Here is an 18,440-nt window from a genome sequence, read left to right as displayed (position 1 = left end):
AAGGAGAAGAATTATGCAAATAGAAAAAAGAGAATCCCCTAAAATAGGAATTCTCTTCACATGTTTATCTCGCCAGCCAGCCGCCATCTACGGCTAAAATATGACCGTTCATATAATCAGAGGCAGGGGAGCTGAGAAAGACGGCGGCACCTGCTAGATCTTCAGGCCGTCCCCAGCGTCCAGCGGGGATTCGTTTCAGAATCTCTTCATTCCGGTTCGCATCGTCACGAATGGCTTGCGTGTTATTGGTTGCAATATAACCAGGCGCGATCGCATTGACCTGAATATGCTGACTTGCCCATTCATTTGCAAAAGCTTTCGTCAAACCTGCGACAGCATGCTTACTTGCTGTATAAGCGGGAACAAAGACACCACCTTGAAATGATAGAAGGGAAGCGATATTGACAATTTTCCCTTGCCCTTTTTGCAGCATCTGCTGTCCGACCTTTTGCGTGAGGAAAAAGAGACTGTTGATATTCACATCCATCACAGTATGCCAGTTTTCCTCTGAATATTGAGCGGCCTCTTCTCTTTTAATGGTCCCAGCATTATTAATCAAAATATCAATTGAATGCTGCTTTAAAAGGGCATCAACATCCCGCTTTGCGGACTGAGGATCTGAAAAGTCTACTTGAATCGCATGAAATGATCTGCCGGTCTGTTCGACAAGTTCTTTTGTTTCATCAAGCGGCGTATGGTGGTAGGTGCCGATGATATCTGCACCTGAACGGGCAAGCGCTACGGCAATCCCTTGCCCAATACCAGTTCCAGGACCTGTGACAAGAGCTGTTTTGCCTTCGAGGGAAAAGAGGGACGCTACATATGATGTCGACGTCATCTCATTACCTCAGCTGGTCCATCGGGACAAAGTCCATATCTTTAAACGTATAGTTTTCTCCCGCCATTGCCCAAATAAATGAATAATTTGCTGTACCTGAGCCTGAATGAATGGACCAGGCAGGTGAGATGACGGCTTCTTCATTTGCCACAACGAGATGTCTCGTTTCAGATGGCTCCCCCATAAAATGAAAGACACGTGCGTCTTCCTCTATATCAAGATATAAGTACACTTCCATCCGCCGGTCATGTATATGAGCAGGCATCGTGTTCCATGTGTTATTGGTTTCAAGCTGAGTGATGCCCATCATAAGCTGGCAGCTTTGGATGCCGTCTGCATGAATGACCTGATACAGATTCCGTACGTTCGAGGCGGATGCTTCCCCTAAATGATTCGGTGTTAATTCAGCGATCGCAGCCTTTTGTGTCGGATACGCTCTATGAGCGGTGGCTGACACAAGATAAAATTTGGCCTGCTCACCTGATGAACTAGCAAACTGTACATGTTCGTGTCCAAGTCCAATATATAAGAAATCTTTATGCTCCAGCATAAATGACTCACCATCGACTGTAACCGTACCTTGGCCGCCGACATTTACAATGCCAATTTCCCGTCTTTCAAGAAAATATTCTGTACGTAAAAAGTCGCCGGCATCTAGCTTGATCGGTTCTGATGTCGGCATAACACCGCCAATCACCACACGGTCCTCATGCGAATAATACAGCTTCAATTCACCACTGACAAAAAGTGTCGGAATATGAAAATGACGACGAAGTTCCTCTGTTGTAAAACGCTTGACCTGCTCAGGATGTACAGCATAACGATTTTCCATTTGAGATAAGCCTCCCTTTCCATCTGAAACATATGATTATTTTATTTGGTATCGGTTTCAAGGAAAATTCTAGAGGAAAAAGAGAGCGGCGTCAACCGTTAATTTGTAATCGCTTTCTTTATTTGTATAAAAGCTTTTTTTCTTCATGTTCATGAAAAAAATCTTCTGATACAGCTCAACTTGTGGTATGCTTTTTTTAAGTTTATTTGAAATCGGTTTCGAAACAAAAGAGAAGATCGATCTTGGGAGTTTTTTGTATGAAAGAGAAAAAGCAAACGAAAGTCACCATTAACGAAGTTGCAGCATATGCAGGTGTCTCAAAATCAACGGTATCCAGATACATCAATGGCAGAACAAATGAGATTTCTCCTGAAAAGGTAAAAAAGATAAAAAAAGCCATTGAGGAGCTCCATTATCGTCCGAGTCAGCTTGCCCAAGGATTGAAAGTAAGAAAGAGCAAGGTCATTGGTTTTATTGTGGCTGATATTACGAACCCGTTCTCTGTTGCGACACTTCGTGGTGTGGAAGAGATTTGTGATGAATATGGATACAGCATCATGGTGTGCAACACAGATAATCGTCCAGAAAAAGAACGAGAAATGTTACTGAAGCTGCATGCTCATTATATTGAAGGGCTGATCATCAATACGACCGGTCAAAACAATGACATTTTGCAAGACTTTAAGCAAAACGGTGTACCGATTGTTCTTGTTGACCGTAAGTTACCTGAACTCAAGGTCGATACCGTCACAACGAATAACCGTGACATCACGGCTCGTCTACTTCATCAGATGTATGAAAAAGGCTACGAACATATCGCTTTCTTTACTGAGCCTGTCGATGGGATTAGTCCTCGTGAAGAACGAAAAGAAGCCTATGAACAGACGGCCATGAGTCAACATAAGACACCTATGATTGCAGAAATCAATTTGAAGCAAAAGGAACAAATGCGAGATGAGATTTGTCGTTTTTTACAATCAAACCATCAGAAAAAAGCGATTTTAGCAGGCAATGGATTACTCATGCTGAAACTCATCAGTGAACTCGTCGATCTTGGGGTGAAGATTCCTGAAGAGATAGGCATTGCCGGATTTGATGATACAGAATGGTATAAGCTGATCGGGCCAGGCATCACTACGGTGGCGCAGCCATCTCATGAGATGGGGAAAGCGGCGATGCAAAAAATCAAGACGCGTCTTGAAGGAGATAAGAGTGCACCCCAGACCATTCAACTTGATGGAGAAATCATTGTGAGAAAATCTTTATAAACGTCAGGCAGAGAAGAGTATACATACGTGCATGCTCTCTCTTTTTCAACTGTTTTGAAACCGGTACCAAGAAAGGGGAGAAATCAGTGAAAGCATTGGATGTGATCACTTTTGGGGAATCAATGGCGATGTTTTATGCAAAAGAAATTGGCGAGCTTCACCAAGTGCATACGTTTCAAAAAGCACTTGCTGGTGCAGAGAGTAATGTTGCGGTCGGCTTGGCAAGATTAGGCTTTAGCGTTGGCTGGATGAGCAAGGTCGGGGCGGACTCACTTGGTACATTTATTTTAGAAGAGCTTCAAAAAGAAGGGGTCGATACGAAGGCAGTACTCCGTTCAAATGATGGAGCCAAAACAGGGATATTGCTTAAATCAAAAGTCATCGATGGAGACCCTGATGTGACGTACTACCGAAAAGGCTCTGCTGCGAGCACATTGAACGCAAGCGATTTCCCGTCCACTTATTTTCAGCAGGCAGGACATCTTCATATGACCGGAATCCCGCCTGCTGTGTCTAGTGAAATGAGAGCGTTTTCTTTTCATGCCCTTAAAGAAATGAAAGAAGCAGGAAAAACCATTTCCTTTGACCCGAACCTGAGACTTCAACTATGGGAAGAGGAAGAAGACATGATTCATACGGTGAATCAGATGGCTGCTCAAGTAGATTGGTTTTTCCCTGGGCTTGCAGAAGGTCAAAGACTCACGGGGTGTCATGAGCCGGAAGCGATTGCGGATGTTTATTTACAAAAAGGCGTCAAGCTTGTGGTCATTAAACTGGGAGCGGAAGGAGCCTATTTCAAAAGTGCATCCGGCCAAGGTGTAGTGGATGGTTTCCATGTGTCTCATGTCGTGGATACAGTCGGAGCTGGTGATGGATTTGCAGTGGGAGTGATGAGCGGTCTGCTGGACGGATTATCATATGAAAAATCGGTGACAAGAGGCAATGCCATTGGAGCACTTGCAGTCATGTCCCCAGGAGATCACGAGGGACTGCCGACTCGAAAAGAGCTTCAGGCATTTATAAAAGAAGCCAAACGATATCAAAGGCGACACGATATGAAGGGAGATGAGAGGTATGGGAAAGTCAGCAAGTATGAGCGTTAAAGAGAAGCTCGCAGCTTGTAAACTCATTGCGGTGGTCAGAGCAGGTAGTGAAGCAGAGGGGATAGAGATGATTGCTCGTTTAAAGAAAAAAGGGGTGCGGGCCATCGAAGTGACATATACCACGCCCAATGCAGAGCGGATCATTGCATCTTACCAGCATGACCACGACTTGATTGTCGGAGCCGGAACGATTACAACGCTTGAGCAGGCACAATCAGCCATTGAAGCCGGCTCTCAATTTATCGTCAGTCCAGGATACCTTCCTGTCATCGGAGAGCACCTATCTTTTCACGATACACTTTACGTTCCGGGTGTTTTGACCCCAAGTGAAATTATGCAGGCAAAAGCAAATGGATACAGCGTGTTAAAGCTTTTTCCGAGCGGCGCCTTCGGTTTGTCCTATATGAAAAATTTGCAAGGCCCGTTTCCAGAGATTGAGTTCATCCCAACAGGAGGCATTCATCCAGTCGATGTGCCAAAGTGGCTTGAAGCAGGAGCTGTGGCAGTAGGTGTCGGCAGCCAGCTTGAAAGCAGTACAGCAGAAGAATTACAGGCTGTTCTTTCTTCCGCCATCATGTAGTTCACATAAACAACCGGCGGATGACTGCCGGTTGTTTGTTCGTTTATCTGACATAAAAGATGGGAAGGCACTTCTTTTCACGTAAAATGAGCATAAAGGAGAGGTCGATATGTACATTCAACAAGATGAACTAAAAGATGGTCAAATTGAACAATTGATTCAAGCTCATTTAGAAGAGATGAAAAAACATTCACCGCCAGAAAGCATTCATGCCCTTCCGTTAGACGATCTGAAAAAACAAGATGTCACAGTATGGAGTGCAAGGGATGGCGAGGTGCTTCTTGGCTGCGGAGCCATCAAGGAGCTATCGAGTGAACATGGTGAACTCAAATCGATGAGGACGGCAGCAGCCCATATGCGAAAAGGCGTGGCGAAGTATCTGTTGACCCACCTTCTCCAAGAGGCGAAGCGGCGGGGTTATACACGAGTCAGCCTTGAAACAGGTGCGATTGCTTTCTTTGAACCGGCAAGAAGATTATATGAGAGCTTTGGCTTTCAATATTGTCCGCCTTTTGGTTCATACCAAGAAGATCCAAACAGTTTATTTATGACAAAGGAATTATAGCGGTCGAGAGAGTATGCTTTTATAAGCAGCTCTTTTTTTATGCGGCAACAATGGAAGGAGGGGAATGTGAATGAAATGGTCGAAGTTGTTCGGAATGGGCGCATTTCTCACATTTTGTGTCGTATCTGTTCTTTTTTTATCTGTATTAGGTCAAGATTTAGTTAAAATTGAAAGCGCTTCCGAAGAGACGGTATCAACTTATCAATATCACTTTGTTCTTGTACCGGAGGAACTTGATAATGAATATTGGCAATTGGTGCAAAAGGGAGCTGCTGATGCGGCGGAAGTTCATCGGGTGTATCTTGAATACCTAGGTCCAAAGCAAGCTGATTTGGATGATCACCTGAAAACCATTGATATGGCGATTGCTGGTCATGTGGATGGCATTATGACGCAAGGTCTTGATGCAAAGAAATACAAACCGCTCTTTCAAAAAGCAAGAGAGAAAGGTATAGATGTCGTCACAGTCGATACGGATGCAGAGGGGAGCAAGCGTCAAGTGTATGTCGGAACAGATAACTATTATTCCGGTTTTATCGCCGGACAGGCACTCATCTCTGATACAAAAGGCGAGCAGTATGTGGGCATTGTGACGGGACGGCTTGATGCAATTCACCAGAAGCTTCGCGTGAAGGGGTTTCGAGATGCCGTCTCTGGTGAGAAACGCATTCATATTGCTGGAATAGAAGAGTCGGCGATTACGAAATCAGGTGCTTCCGGTGCTGCGTATAAATTGTTAAATGATCATACGCAGCTCACCGCATTTTATGGAACAAGCGCATTAGACGGTGTCGGCATTATTCAAGCAACAGAGCAATATCATTCGTCTAAAGATGTTTATGTGCTCGCATTTGATACTCTGCCTGATACGATTCAAGCGCTGGATGATGGGAAAATTGATGCAGTGGTTGTACAGCACCCTTATGAAATGGGCTATCAAGCGGTTGAATCTCTTGTTCGTTTGCAGCAAGGGAATAAACAAGAACCGCTTCAGTACACAGGGACGAGTGTGATTCGGCGAGGAGACCTGCCCCTTCATCAAATGGAAAGACCACAGGGGGTTCAGCCATGAGAAAAATACGAAGTAAATTATTATTGGCATTTTTAATTCTTGTGCTCCTTGGTAATGTGGCCGCTTTTTTTGTGTATTGGAGCAGTTCAAAAATCACATCAGAATATAGCAAGAGCTTTCGTTCCTTTCTCCTGCTGAATGATATTTCGACAGAGGCAAAAACGATGTATGAAAAGGTCAACGCCTTTGCCATTGAAAAGGATCAGGCGTTTGCCAAGGGGTATGCAAAATCAAAACAGAAAATGACATCATATGACCAAGCATTGCTCAAAAATGCAGGGCTTCATGCCGCCATCCCGTCCATTGAAAAATATCAATATATGATGCGGACGCTCATAAACGAAAGTGATGCGACAATGAATCATGTCAAAGAAGGGAAAATCAAAGAATATGCTGCAAGTGTGAAAGAAGTAAGAACCGTGTCCTCTTATATCCAAGAACAGACAATGACTCTTTTGGATGATGAATTATCTGAGTATCAAGTACTCTACCAATCCCTTCAAAAAAGACATCAAACGTATGCGCTTTTTACTCTATGTCTGTTTACATTATCGATAGGCATCGCTTTATGGATGGCCTATATCATTGCGGGTGGAATTTCAAGACCGATCGTTCATCTGTCTCGAAGTGCCAAAGAAGTATCAGAAGGAAATTTTGACGGTCCGAATTTGCATGTGTCATCAAAGGACGAAATCTCTGTGTTAAATCATGCCTTTGAGCGAATGCGGCGAGAGATGAAGGTCATGATTGAAGAGATGAAACAAAAGGCCGCTTTAGATCAGAAAATTAAAGACATGAAGCTGAAAACACTACAAAACCAAATGAATCCACATTTTTTATTTAATACATTAAACATCGTTTCACGTATGGCGTACTTAGAATCAGCTGATGCGACATCGAGATTAATACAATCCGTTTCTACGCTGATGCGGTATTCGCTATCTCCTCTCAGCGCATCTGTTACGTTAGAACAAGAAGTGAAAGTGGTAAAAGAATATTTTCATATACAAGAAACAAGATTTTCCGATCGTATTACATGCAAAACGACCATAGATGCGTCGTGTCTATCTGTTCACATTCCGAGCCTTACATTGCAGCCGCTTGTCGAAAATGCCTTTATTCATGGGGTAGAACCAAAAGAAGAGGGTGGGCTTGTAGAGCTCTCTATTGATCGAGATGATGGCTTTGTCATGATTCGGATTCGGGATAATGGACTTGGCATCAGTGATCAAGAGAAAAAGAGATTGCTATCGCAAGAGGAAGAAGATCATTCAGACACACGTAGTAAAGGTCACTCGACAGGAATTGGTCTTCGAAATGTGATGTCGAGGCTGCGTTTGTTTTACGGAGTGCAGGATGCCCTTCAAATTGATTCAAAGCCAAACGAAGGGACCACTATTCAATTGACAATACCAATTAAGGAGGAACGAGCATGCTGAACGTGCTGATTGTGGATGATGAAAAAATTGAACGAATGGCGATGCGTAAGTTCATGACCGAATGGCTGCCAGACTGTCATATTGCAGGGGAAGCTGCGAATGGAAAAAAGGCGGTGGAATTGGCGCGGTCTAAGCCAATTGACCTTGTGCTCATGGATATTCAGATGCCAGGCATGGATGGACTCACAGCGATCAAACAGATCAAGGCAAGCTGTCCTCATACTAAATTTATTATGCTGACAGCCTACGATACGTTTGATTATGCCAAGCAAGCCATGCAGGAAGGGGTCAAACAATACCTTGTCAAACCAGCTGATAAAGACGAAACCATTACAGCGATTCGTTCTGTTGCGGCAGAAATTCAGCAGGAGGTCTCCCTGCGGCAGGCGGAGAAAGTCAATCAGCAGTCAAAATGGCTGGAAGCTCATGTGTTGAACGGTCAATCTTATTCCTCCACAGCGTTTGAGCGGCTGTTTCAGGATTTTCAAGCAGGTCTAGTGATCGCTGTTCAGCGGACAGGCGGGGATCAACTCCTGAATCATTTGCAGGAGTCTGCTCTTTTTCAAGCAGTGCCTATTAAAGTGAGCGGTGAGCTGGTCACATGCTTGATTTACAGCCATCAATCACCTGGTCACCTAAAGGCGAATGTACTGCAAGCCATTCGCGCTGCTATGACAAGCGAACGGCATTTCCCTGTCATTGTTGGCATGGGTCATCCTGTCTCAAATCCACTTCAACTTCAGAAAAGTGCGGCAGAAGCGAAGCTTTCCTATTATCAGCGAAAAAAAGATGACGGTGCGGTTCGTTATGGCTTTTACTATACAGATAGACAACCTTACGTATTGATCAACTTGCCTGAGCTTGCCGATGACATGATGCTGGCACTAGAAGAAGGGAGAAGAGATGATGCTCTTGCTTACTATGATGCCTTCCAATTAGAAGGGGCAACCATTTCTCATGTGAAAGAGCTGCTCATTTTACTCAAATCACGACTTCGTGCAGATGTGCCGATTCTAGCTATCACCACAGAAACAGAATGCCGCCAATGCTGTGAACATTTATTTGATCTGTATGAAGCAAGAACCCAGACGGTGAATGATATGGAACGGGCGAAACGATACATTCAAACACATTTTTGCGAACATATTACGCTGGAGCAAACGGCCGCCTATGTTGATTTAAGCCCGACGTATTTCACCAAACGCTTTAAGGATGAGACAGGTCTGACGTTTAAAGAATATGTGACGACCTGTAGGATGGATAAAATGAAGAAGCTACTGAAAGAGAGTTCGCTTAGTTTAAAAGAAATCACCTATCAAGCAGGATATACTGATCCGAATTACGTCAGTCGTGTGTTTAAAAAAATGGTTGGCTGTTCGCCGAAGGAATATCGAAAACAGGTCGTAAAAAAATGAAGAATTTCATAAAAAAGTGAAGAAGTTTGCCTGAAAAAAGGCAAGGATCTGCCAGTATACTTATTTTGATAACGCTTACAAAATAGGGATGGGGGATCCATGATGAAGTTTAAATTAGGCTTTACTTTATTGGCACTCTGTATGCTGGTCGTCTCTGCTTGCAGTTCATCGACGAACTCAGATGCAAAAAAAGAGGGCGGAGCGGAGAAACTAGAAATTTTCTCTTGGTGGACTGGTGCAGGTGAGGAAGATGGGCTGAAGGCACTCATTCAATTGTTTGAAGAGAAAAATAAAGATATTCCAATTGAAAATGCAGCTGTCGCTGGTGGCGCTGGTACGAATGCGAAGGCTGTTCTAACAAGCCGGATGCAAGGAGATGATCCGCCAGCTACTTTCCAAGTACACGGGGGAGCAGAGCTGAATGAGAGCTGGGTAGCCGCAGGTAAAATGGAGCCGCTGGATGACCTTTATGAGAAAGAAGGCTGGAAGGATAAATTTCCAGACTCACTGATTGACCTTGTGAGCAAAGACGGGAAAATCTATTCCGTTCCAGTGAATATTCATAGAGGCAATGTGCTTTGGTATAACAAAAAAGTATTTGAAGATCAGGGCTTAGAGCCGCCAACGACGTTTGATGAATTTTTCAAAACAGCCGATGCCTTAAAGAAAAAAGGGATTACTCCACTTGCGCTTGGGGATAAAGAACCTTGGGCAGCGACTCATTTGTTTGAGAGCGTTCTTCTAGGAGTACTAGGTGCAGATGACTATCAAAAACTTTGGGCGGGCGACTTAAAAATGGATGATGCAAAAGTGAAGGAAGCGGCAGACATCTTTGGACGTATGCTCGAATACGTCAACGACGATCATAGCTCGCGTAACTGGCAGGATGCCTCACAGCTCGTGGCAAAAGGGGAAGCTGCAATGAATGTCATGGGCGACTGGGCAAAAGGATACTTTGTAAATGATCTAGATTTGAAGGTAAATAAAGACTTTGGATACGTGGCAACTCCTGGTACGGAGGGTAGCTTTATGGTTATCACGGATACATTCGGACTGCCGAAAGGTGTCAAACAGCCAGAAAACGTAAAAAAATTCTTATCTGTCTTAGGATCTGTGGAAGGACAGGATGCGTTTAATCCGCTGAAAGGGTCAATACCGGCACGTGTGGATGCGGATGTATCAAAATATGATGAATACGGAAAATCGGCAATGAAGGCGTTTAAAGAGTCAAAGCTGGCACCGTCTCTTGCGCATGGCTCAGCTGCTGAAGAAGGTTTTGTCACGAAGGCGAACCAAGCCGTCAATATTTTCGTGACACAAAAAGACAGCAGCCAGTTCGTTTCTTCTTTAAAAGATTCAATGAAATAAAGATGAAAGAGGCGGCCGTTAGGCACCGCCTCTTTTTTAAAAAAAGGAGTGTAGCTTCATGCGCATGGACACATCGCCGACCACAAAAACACCAGCAGCAAAAGTGAAACGTGTTCGGAAAAAATGGAATGGAGACCAGCTGCTTGCCCTGCTGTTTTTAGCACCGTCAGCTGTTTTATTATTCATTTTTGTTTACGGCTTTATTGGCTGGACAGGATATGTTTCATTATCGAACTGGACCTCGCTTGTTCCTGATTTTTCTTTCGCAGGTATGAAAAATTATGTCATGCTGTTTCAAGATTTTCGCTTTCAGTCAGATCTTCGAAACACGGTCTTTTTTACATTATTCTTTATTGGAGCAGTCATTGCTTCTGGGCTTGTACTGGCCATTTTACTAGATCAGAAGATCAAGGGGGAATCACTTTTTCGGAATCTCTTCTTCTTTCCGATGGCCCTTTCTTTTGTTGTCACAGGCGTTGTGTGGCAATGGATCCTAAATCCATCAACTGGGGTGAATCTGTTTTTAAAAACACTCGGCATCCAGCCCAAGTGGTACACGGATACGAACATTTTAGCTGGATTTGTCTGGGGGAAAATTGAGTTTGGTGTACCGGCAGCAATGATTGCAGTTGTCATCGCTGCTGTGTGGCAGATGACAGGGTTCTCACTTGCGATGTATTTGGCTGGTCTTAGAGGTATTCCAGAGGAAGTGAGAGAGGCAGCTAGAATGGATGGCGCAACCGAGTGGCAAATCTACTGGAAAATCATTTTCCCGCTGTTAAAACCAATCACAGCGAGTGTCGTCATTATCATGGCACATATTTCTTTAAAGATCTTCGATTTGATTTACTCGATGACAGGACCAGGTGCAAACTTTGTCACCGATGTGCCAGGTGTTTATATGTTTGAAATGACCTTTAGAGGAAACCATTATGCAGGTGGTGCCGCCATTGCGATCGTTATGCTGATTTCTGTTGCGGTCTTTATCGTGCCGTATCTCCTGTCTAGTCGGAAGGGGGCTTCATCATGATCGCAAGAGGGTTTGTCCGTCCAGTTCTTTATGCGTTATTAATACTGTGCAGTTTGTTTTTTCTCATGCCTGTTTATGTCATGCTCGTCACAAGCTTAAAGCCATTAGGTGAAGTGACCCTTGAGCGAATGTGGTCGCTCCCATCTACACTAGATTTCTCAAGCTACAAAATCGCTTTTGAAAAGTTATCACCCAATTTAATGAATTCTCTTTATCTAGTCATTCCTGCTACCTTATTGTCAGCTGTATTAGGTGCGATGAATGGCTATGTGCTGTCTAAATGGCGCTTTAAAGGATCAGAAGTGGTGTTTACCTTCATGTTGTTTGGTATGTTTATTCCATATCAAAGTATCCTCATTCCACTTATTCAATTTTTACGTGAAATCGGCTTGTATAACTCCATTCCGGGACTTGTGCTTGTTCATGTCGTATATGGCCTGCCAATCACAACACTCATGTTCCGCAATTTTTATGTAAGCATTCCTGATGAAATGATTGAATCAGCGAAGATGGATGGTGCCGGATTTATCGGGATCTTCAGACATATGATTCTGCCGCTTTCCATCACAGGGTTTGTCGTGGTTGCCATTTGGCAATTCACAAATGTGTGGAATGAGTTTCTATTTGCGGTCACTATGACCACAGCAGAGAATCAGCCGGTCATGGTTGCACTGCAAAATTTATCAGGCAGTCAAATTGTGCAATGGAATGTTCAAATGGCAGGTGCCATCTTGGCTGCGCTGCCAACACTTTTGGTCTATATTCTACTCGGAAAATACTTTGTGAAAGGGCTTCTTGCAGGCTCTGTCAAAGGGTAAATTGATTTTCTTGTTATCGTTTTCATTCGGTGTACTGAAAGGATTGACTTCTCTTTAGATAGCGTCATAATAAAAGTTGAGACTTGCTAGTTTTCATCTTGCTAGGCAAGGATTATAAAGGGTAGCAAAGGGAGGAGTCATCCTGAATGAAGCAGTCACCAATTTTTTTACTGCCTGAATTGAAGGAGAGAATATGGGGAGGTACAGCCTTAAGGGATCAATTTGGCTATGATATTCCTTCTGATCAAACGGGAGAATGCTGGGCAATTTCTGCTCATCCAAACGGACCAAGTGTCGTGCAAGACGGTCCATATAAAGGGAAAACGCTGATCGAACTATGGGACAATCACAGAGAATTGTTTGGGGGAATAGAAGGCGATCGCTTCCCGCTCTTAACAAAAATTTTAGATGCAAACCAAGACTTATCCATTCAAGTTCATCCAGATGATGATTATGCGGAAAGACATGAAAATGGTGAGCTTGGGAAAACAGAGTGCTGGTATATCATTGACTGCAAAGAAGGCGCAGAAATGATCTACGGTCATAATGCAAGGACGAGAACTGAGCTTGTGACCATGATGAACAGTGGAGATTGGGAAGGCCTTTTGCGGCGAGTGAAAATTAAGCCGGGCGATTTTTATTATGTGCCAAGCGGTACCATTCATGCACTATGTGAAGGCACACTGGTTCTCGAAACGCAGCAAAGTTCAGATACGACCTATCGGGTGTATGATTATGAACGAAAAGACCAAAATGGCCATGAACGTGAACTTCACTTCACGCAGGCCATTGATGTCACAACGGTTCCTCATGTAGACGGTTATGCAGATGAATCAGTAGAAACTCGTTCAGGGGTGACCATTAGAACATTTGTAGAAGCAGAATATTTCTCTGTGTATAAATGGGAAATTGATCAAAAAGTAGAGCTATCGCAAGATTATCCGTTTTTGCTGTGCAGCGTTATTAATGGGGAAGGGTCCTTAGAGCATAATGGACATACATATCCGCTGCCAAAAGGAGCCCATTTTATCCTGCCGGCTGAAACTGGGAACTTCACCATTGAAGGATCTTGTGAACTGATTGTGTCACATATATAAAGGTAAAGAGGACTTCGAGGGAGTCCTCTTTTTTTCTATTGCATAAATGACTTGAAAGAGACTTGTTTTTGTCGATAAAGAGATTAGTAGACTATTATGCAAAGTTAAGAGAGGGACAGGGACCGTGAAAAAAACCATCAAGATTATGTTACTCGCAGCTGCCTTTGGTATGACATTACACACAGGCAAAGAAGCGCAAGCAGCCTCCTATGTCGATCAATCCATTTATACGATTAGCACCTCAAAAGTATTTACAACAGAAGCAGAAGTGAAAAAAGCGGTTGACACGTTGAAAAAGGACAAAAAGTGGACAGCCACGTATCAAACGTCAGGAAATACATCGACTTATCAACTGACTGCCTCAGGATATGACTCACAAGCAGCAGCGAGTGCAAGTGCCGCTGCATTAAAAAAAGAGTTAGGCATGAGCGGTACGGTGTCTCCAGTAGGTGACCGCCTTCCTTTACAGAAAATCGTATCTGATCCAATCAACGATGAAAGTCAGGCGAAAAAACTGACGCTCGAGCTGACGAAAACATCAGGACTCAATAGCACGTATGAAGCTATCAATCAAAGCAGACCATCTTATCAGGTCATTTCAGGAGCCATTGATTCTGAAACGAAAGTCAAAAATATTCAAACCGAACTACAAAAACAGGCCGGAGTCACTAGTACATATCAAACCGAAAACAAAGCTGGCACCGTGTATCAGCTGATCTCAGGCAATATGGTTGGACAGAGTAAGGCAAATACCATCCTGCAAGGTTTTCAAAAGCAATCTGGTTTAAAAGCAGTACTCCAAACGGTAGCGGCAGGCAAACCGTATTACATCGTCACATCTGCTGCACAAACGAATCAGTCTAAAGCGCAAACCCTTCTGACCCAGCTGCAAAAAGAGGCGAAAATTAGCGGAAAGATTCAGAAGGCTGGAGCTGTTAAAAATGTATATAGCATGGAATCAGGCTATTTCAAAGACAGTAAGCAAGCAGCCTCAGCGGCGGCTCAGATCAAAAAACAAGCTGGTGCGTCAGGGACTGTGCAGCGAGTAGGAAAAACGAAAAATTATATCGTAAAGCTCAATCAATTAAATGACACAACTTACGCAAAAACAGTTGCTTTTTTCAAGAAAAAGAAATGGCGCTATACGTCTAAAAAGATCTCCTCTACACAGCCATATCAAGTAGTGACTGGGAATCTTTTGGGCGATGATCAAGCGAAAAAAGCAACGGCATTTTTCCAAAAGAAAAAAGTATCCGCCACAACGAAAAAAACAGGCAAAGCATCTGACAGCACGTATCGACTTGTTGTGAATCAAGCAACGGATCAGACAAAAGTAAATAAAGGTGCTGCATACTTAAAGGCACAAAAGGTGACAAGCAGCATCACAACAGGCAAGGGACAAGCCGTCAGTAAAGCATACAGCCTAATGACAACCCCTGTATATGATCAAAGCAAAGTAAAGCAAGCGCAAGAGATCATCAAGAAAAATGGAGTTGCCAGCAGTACAAAAACATTAACAGAAGCTGTTAAGCAATACCGTATTACGACAGAGGCGACTGTGAATAAGACAAAACTGAATCAAGCCTTAAGTTATTTAACCAAACAAAAAATGAAAGCAGCCGCTCAGAAAACGGGAGCAACTGATTATGGTCAATATCAGATCAAAACAGGGGTCATTTCGACTGCTACGTTAAGAGATCAAGGCATGACATTCTTCAAAAAGCGAAATGAACCAGCTGCTTATACAACAACGACAAAACCGGCATATAAAATCAACATCACACAGCAGTTTACAGGTTTACCAAATGCGAATGCGGCCATTGCTTTTGTGAAAAGCCAATACGGCTGGACAGCCACAGCGACAAAAATCAAAAACGGTCCAATGGTGATGCAGACGAATTATAACCTCACAGTCAATGAGATGGTAAACAAACAAATGAAGGTGTCACCGCAGACAGATGGTGCAGCATATGTCTATGCGACATATGTAGACCCAGCGACGTCCACAGTGAATACAGACGGGCTAAATGTACGTTCTACACCTGATTCAAGTTCGGCTAGCAACATCGTCGCACAGCTGAACAAAGGGACAAAAGTGAAGCAGCTTGGAAAAGAAGGCAACTGGATCAAGATCAGCCTCGGCTGGAGAAATGCGAGTTCAGCAGAAGTATTAAAATATGTAGACCCAGCGAATTTCGCGGAGGGCACTCAATCTTATTTTCAATTTCTCAAACTCTCTGAAGCTGCAAATCTCAATCCGACTGAAGTGAATACGAAGATTTTAGCAGGGAAAGGGATTCTTGCCGGAAAAGGACAAGCCTTTATCACAGCAGCGAAAACGTATCATATTAACGAAATTTATCTCATTTCTCATGCGCTGCTTGAAACAGGTAACGGAAATTCCATTTTAGCGAATGGTACGATGTTTAATGGGAAAAAAGTATATAACATGTATGGCATTGGTGCATATGACAGTAACCCGAATTATCTCGGAGCAAAATATGCGTATGAACAGCAATGGTTCACACCAGAGGCAGCCATTATTGGCGGGGCAAAATTCATTGGCAACAGCTACATCAATAATGCCACATACAAACAAGATACCATTTATAAAATGCGCTGGTCTGCGACAGCCACTCACCAATATGCAACAGATATTGGCTGGGCTTCTAAACAGGTCACTCGTATGTATAGTTTGTATAACTTACTTGATAACTATACGCTGTATTATGATATCCCCGTGTATAACAAATAAAAAAACGTCCGTGCTTCTTAATGAGAAGCCGGACGTTTTTTGTGTAAGAGCTGATGTTCAATAAAGGAAAGAAGCTGCTGACTTGATTTCCCTTTTGAATATTGGTTCCATTCCTCAGCAAAGGTTTTCAATAAGTCTTGATTGGTTGATTCGTTTAGCCCCTTAAGCTCCGTTAAGAGCATATCTTGAGTGACGCAAGCCTTTCCTGGAATGATGTCTTCATAACGTTCGACTAAGCCGCGTTTTGTGCGATAAGTCTCTAGATCGTAAGTGAAGAACAACACAGGCTTTTGGAGCAGCGCATATTCAAACACAATGGACGAATAATCTGTAATCAGGACATCGCATACAGAGAGCAATGGAAAGAGCGGCTGATCGGACACATCAAAGATCCACTCACCATCTGTTTCTGCTTTGGCTAGGTGTTTCACTGCAGGATGAAGTTTGACGAGCAGGATATAGTCACCATTCAGCTCTCTCTGCAATTGTTCTTTAGAAAAAGGTAAGACAAGACCGTCCATTGCAAAGTCCCGGTAGGTCGGCGCATACAGCAGCACTTTTTTGCCTTTTGGAAAAATATCCGTCTGAAAGGAAATAGGGCGCTCATCATAGTACGCATCTGTGAAGGGGACACCTGTTGGCAAAAAACGATCGTCGTTGACGCCAAATGAAGTTTTGAAAATCTCGCGCATGTGATCTGAGCCAGTAACGATATAATCGAAAGACGCATAGACCCGCTTGAAACGCTGCAGATCACGAGAACTACGGTGATGATTTGAAGCGTCTTCAAGACCGAACTTTTTCAAAGCACCATTGGCGTGCCACACTTGAATACAAGTGGTAGAAGGTCTATTTCTTAGCACACTTGTCATCAGAAAATAATTATCTGTGACGACAACTTTGCTTTTTAGCATCGTATAGATACATTGAATGAGATGAAAGGGATTTTTTTCATGAAAATAGCGAAATGACACATGAGGCACGTCCTTTTCTATCACGGAAGCATGCTTCGTATAGAGGACAGTGAGCTTCATTGTCATATTCGCCTGTTGTTGATAAGTATCGATGAGAGCAGCTGCATTCTCTTGGAATGAAACAAGCAGCGTCACCTGATTGTCACGAGGTTTCACGCCGCTCATGAGCCATCCAGCAAAAGAAACAAAAGCTGCATAGCATGAGATGATCATTGAGTGTATATTCATCATGTATCAGTCTCTCACAGCTGCTTCGTCTGATCTTTTACTTGCTCAGGATAGTAGCGCTTTTTCCCTTTGTTTTCTTTTAATACGGCAAAAGCGTACTTTGGGATATTCAGCATTCGTTTCCATCTCCACGGATTGACAATGAGTCTGTACAGCCATTCCGTATTTGTTTTAATCATCCAGCGTGGTGCACGCTTCACCGTACCGCTAAATACATCAAAGCTTCCACCTAAACCGATGCAAACAGCTTGCGGGAACAAATGACGGTATTCATAAATAAAGTTCTCTTGGTTTGGATAACCTAAAGCAACAAACACCATATCTGCTTTTGAACGAGCAATTTGTTTTGCCACAAATCGTTTATCCGCTTGATAACCATCACAGCTGCCTGCAATCACCACATTTGGATATTCTGTATCAATTCGCTGTTTGACAGCCTCGAGCACTTCTTCTTTCGCCCCATATAAAAAGATACTTTTAGATTGCTTGTTTGCGAGATCAAGCATAGACATGAACACATCAAAACCTGCAATTCTTGATTTCAATGGACTTTGCGTCATGCGTGACATCAACACAACACCTACACCATCCGGCAGTACATAATCCGCGGAAGAAACCACTTGATGATATGCATCATCCTTCATGACAGCATAGCCGATCTCTGGATTCACTGTCGCAATCATGGCGCCTCTTCTCTGGGAAATATGATGCTGGTTGATATAGCTAATAAATTCATCTAAGTCACCATTAACATAAGAAAGGTTAGAGACCACTTCTGTTTGCATTGTTCAGACCTCCTTTTTCATTTTGTTATCTATGAAACGTTCATTGTAAATTCATTCTTCGCCTACTCATCATTTTATCACAGTTGCTCCATGAAATATTAACAATAACTTTACAATCCTTTAAATTTCGTGACATTTTGATAACTTCATATGGAAGGTGCTTCATAAAACATTGATTTTTCGGACTTTACGTTCCGTGCCCATTAAATTGGAAATAGTTTGTCTTTACATCTGCTTAACGTTTGTTAGGCGCTGTGATATAATGAGGTTCCG

At 43.1% G+C, this 18,440-nt stretch carries 16 protein-coding genes; 12 read left to right on the top strand and 4 right to left on the bottom strand.

The features are described 5' to 3' along the window. Window positions 1-64: 64 nt before the first annotated feature. Together kduD and kduI are read right to left on the bottom strand one after the other, a co-directional pair. Entirely contained in the window at window positions 65-838 is a 774-nt protein-coding gene (gene kduD, locus FXF70_RS02470) for a 2-dehydro-3-deoxy-D-gluconate 5-dehydrogenase KduD (protein ID WP_148779791.1), read from the bottom strand. 4 nt (window positions 839-842) lie between these two features. Then, window positions 843-1,670: a 5-dehydro-4-deoxy-D-glucuronate isomerase gene (gene kduI, locus FXF70_RS02465; protein ID WP_052320917.1), complete on the bottom strand. Its 828-nt coding sequence runs from the start codon at window positions 1,668-1,670 to the stop codon at window positions 843-845. Window positions 1,671-1,927: 257 nt separating this feature from the next. On the opposite strand from kduI, the gene FXF70_RS02460 reads away from it, so the two are divergent. From FXF70_RS02460 to FXF70_RS02405, 12 genes are all read left to right on the top strand, one after another. Beyond that, the gene (locus FXF70_RS02460; RefSeq protein WP_125589459.1) at window positions 1,928-2,938 is read left to right on the top strand and encodes a LacI family DNA-binding transcriptional regulator; all 1,011 of its coding nucleotides are present in this window, start codon (window positions 1,928-1,930) and stop codon (window positions 2,936-2,938) included. An 86-nt stretch (window positions 2,939-3,024) separates the two neighbouring features. Beyond that, window positions 3,025-4,041, top strand: a complete 1,017-nt coding sequence (locus tag FXF70_RS02455) for a sugar kinase (protein WP_148779790.1) — start codon at window positions 3,025-3,027, stop codon at window positions 4,039-4,041. After that, window positions 4,013-4,621 carry a bifunctional 4-hydroxy-2-oxoglutarate aldolase/2-dehydro-3-deoxy-phosphogluconate aldolase gene (locus tag FXF70_RS02450; RefSeq protein ID WP_046344626.1) on the top strand — a complete coding sequence of 203 codons (609 nt, stop codon included), beginning with the start codon at window positions 4,013-4,015 and terminating at the stop codon, window positions 4,619-4,621. Before FXF70_RS02455 ends, FXF70_RS02450 begins: the two co-directional genes overlap by 29 nt. Window positions 4,622-4,730: 109 nt before the next feature. Further along, window positions 4,731-5,186: a GNAT family N-acetyltransferase gene (locus tag FXF70_RS02445; RefSeq protein WP_076821220.1), complete on the top strand. Its 456-nt coding sequence runs from the start codon at window positions 4,731-4,733 to the stop codon at window positions 5,184-5,186. Between the two features lie 70 nt (window positions 5,187-5,256). Beyond that, complete coding sequence (locus FXF70_RS02440) at window positions 5,257-6,258, top strand: sugar-binding protein (protein ID WP_148779789.1); 1,002 nt, start codon at window positions 5,257-5,259, stop codon at window positions 6,256-6,258. Further along, on the top strand, window positions 6,255-7,697 hold the full coding sequence (locus FXF70_RS02435) for a sensor histidine kinase (RefSeq protein ID WP_148779788.1): 1,443 nt from the start codon (window positions 6,255-6,257) through the stop codon (window positions 7,695-7,697). The genes FXF70_RS02440 and FXF70_RS02435 overlap by 4 nt, the downstream gene beginning before the upstream one ends. Next, window positions 7,691-9,112, top strand: a complete 1,422-nt coding sequence (locus FXF70_RS02430) for a response regulator transcription factor (RefSeq protein ID WP_148779787.1) — start codon at window positions 7,691-7,693, stop codon at window positions 9,110-9,112. Before FXF70_RS02435 ends, FXF70_RS02430 begins: the two co-directional genes overlap by 7 nt. Window positions 9,113-9,211: 99 nt before the next feature. Beyond that, window positions 9,212-10,480 carry an ABC transporter substrate-binding protein gene (locus FXF70_RS02425; RefSeq protein WP_148779786.1) on the top strand — a complete coding sequence of 423 codons (1,269 nt, stop codon included), beginning with the start codon at window positions 9,212-9,214 and terminating at the stop codon, window positions 10,478-10,480. 58 nt (window positions 10,481-10,538) lie between these two features. Then, window positions 10,539-11,510 carry a carbohydrate ABC transporter permease gene (locus tag FXF70_RS02420; protein WP_017359986.1) on the top strand — a complete coding sequence of 324 codons (972 nt, stop codon included), beginning with the start codon at window positions 10,539-10,541 and terminating at the stop codon, window positions 11,508-11,510. Beyond that, window positions 11,507-12,328, top strand: coding sequence for a carbohydrate ABC transporter permease (locus FXF70_RS02415; RefSeq protein WP_007499907.1), 822 nt, complete (start codon window positions 11,507-11,509; stop codon window positions 12,326-12,328). Before FXF70_RS02420 ends, FXF70_RS02415 begins: the two co-directional genes overlap by 4 nt. A gap of 146 nt (window positions 12,329-12,474) precedes the next feature. Beyond that, window positions 12,475-13,425, top strand: coding sequence for a mannose-6-phosphate isomerase, class I (gene manA / locus FXF70_RS02410; protein WP_148779785.1), 951 nt, complete (start codon window positions 12,475-12,477; stop codon window positions 13,423-13,425). 124 nt (window positions 13,426-13,549) lie between these two features. Beyond that, window positions 13,550-16,180 carry an N-acetylglucosaminidase gene (locus FXF70_RS02405; RefSeq protein ID WP_148779784.1) on the top strand — a complete coding sequence of 877 codons (2,631 nt, stop codon included), beginning with the start codon at window positions 13,550-13,552 and terminating at the stop codon, window positions 16,178-16,180. Window positions 16,181-16,197: 17 nt separating this feature from the next. On the opposite strand, the gene FXF70_RS02400 is transcribed toward FXF70_RS02405, so the two are convergent. Both FXF70_RS02400 and FXF70_RS02395 read right to left on the bottom strand, forming a co-directional pair. Continuing rightward, entirely contained in the window at window positions 16,198-17,385 is a 1,188-nt protein-coding gene (locus FXF70_RS02400; protein WP_081832168.1) for a CDP-glycerol glycerophosphotransferase family protein, read from the bottom strand. A gap of 11 nt (window positions 17,386-17,396) precedes the next feature. Next, window positions 17,397-18,167, bottom strand: a complete 771-nt coding sequence (locus tag FXF70_RS02395) for a WecB/TagA/CpsF family glycosyltransferase (RefSeq protein WP_007499915.1) — start codon at window positions 18,165-18,167, stop codon at window positions 17,397-17,399. Window positions 18,168-18,440 lie beyond the last annotated feature (273 nt).

This window comes from Bacillus sp. Y3, assembly GCF_008123875.1.
Taxonomy (GTDB): domain Bacteria; phylum Bacillota; class Bacilli; order Bacillales; family Bacillaceae; genus Bacillus; species Bacillus altitudinis.
Note: the sequence above shows the minus strand (reverse complement) of the source record. Positions and strands in the feature narration are given on the sequence as shown.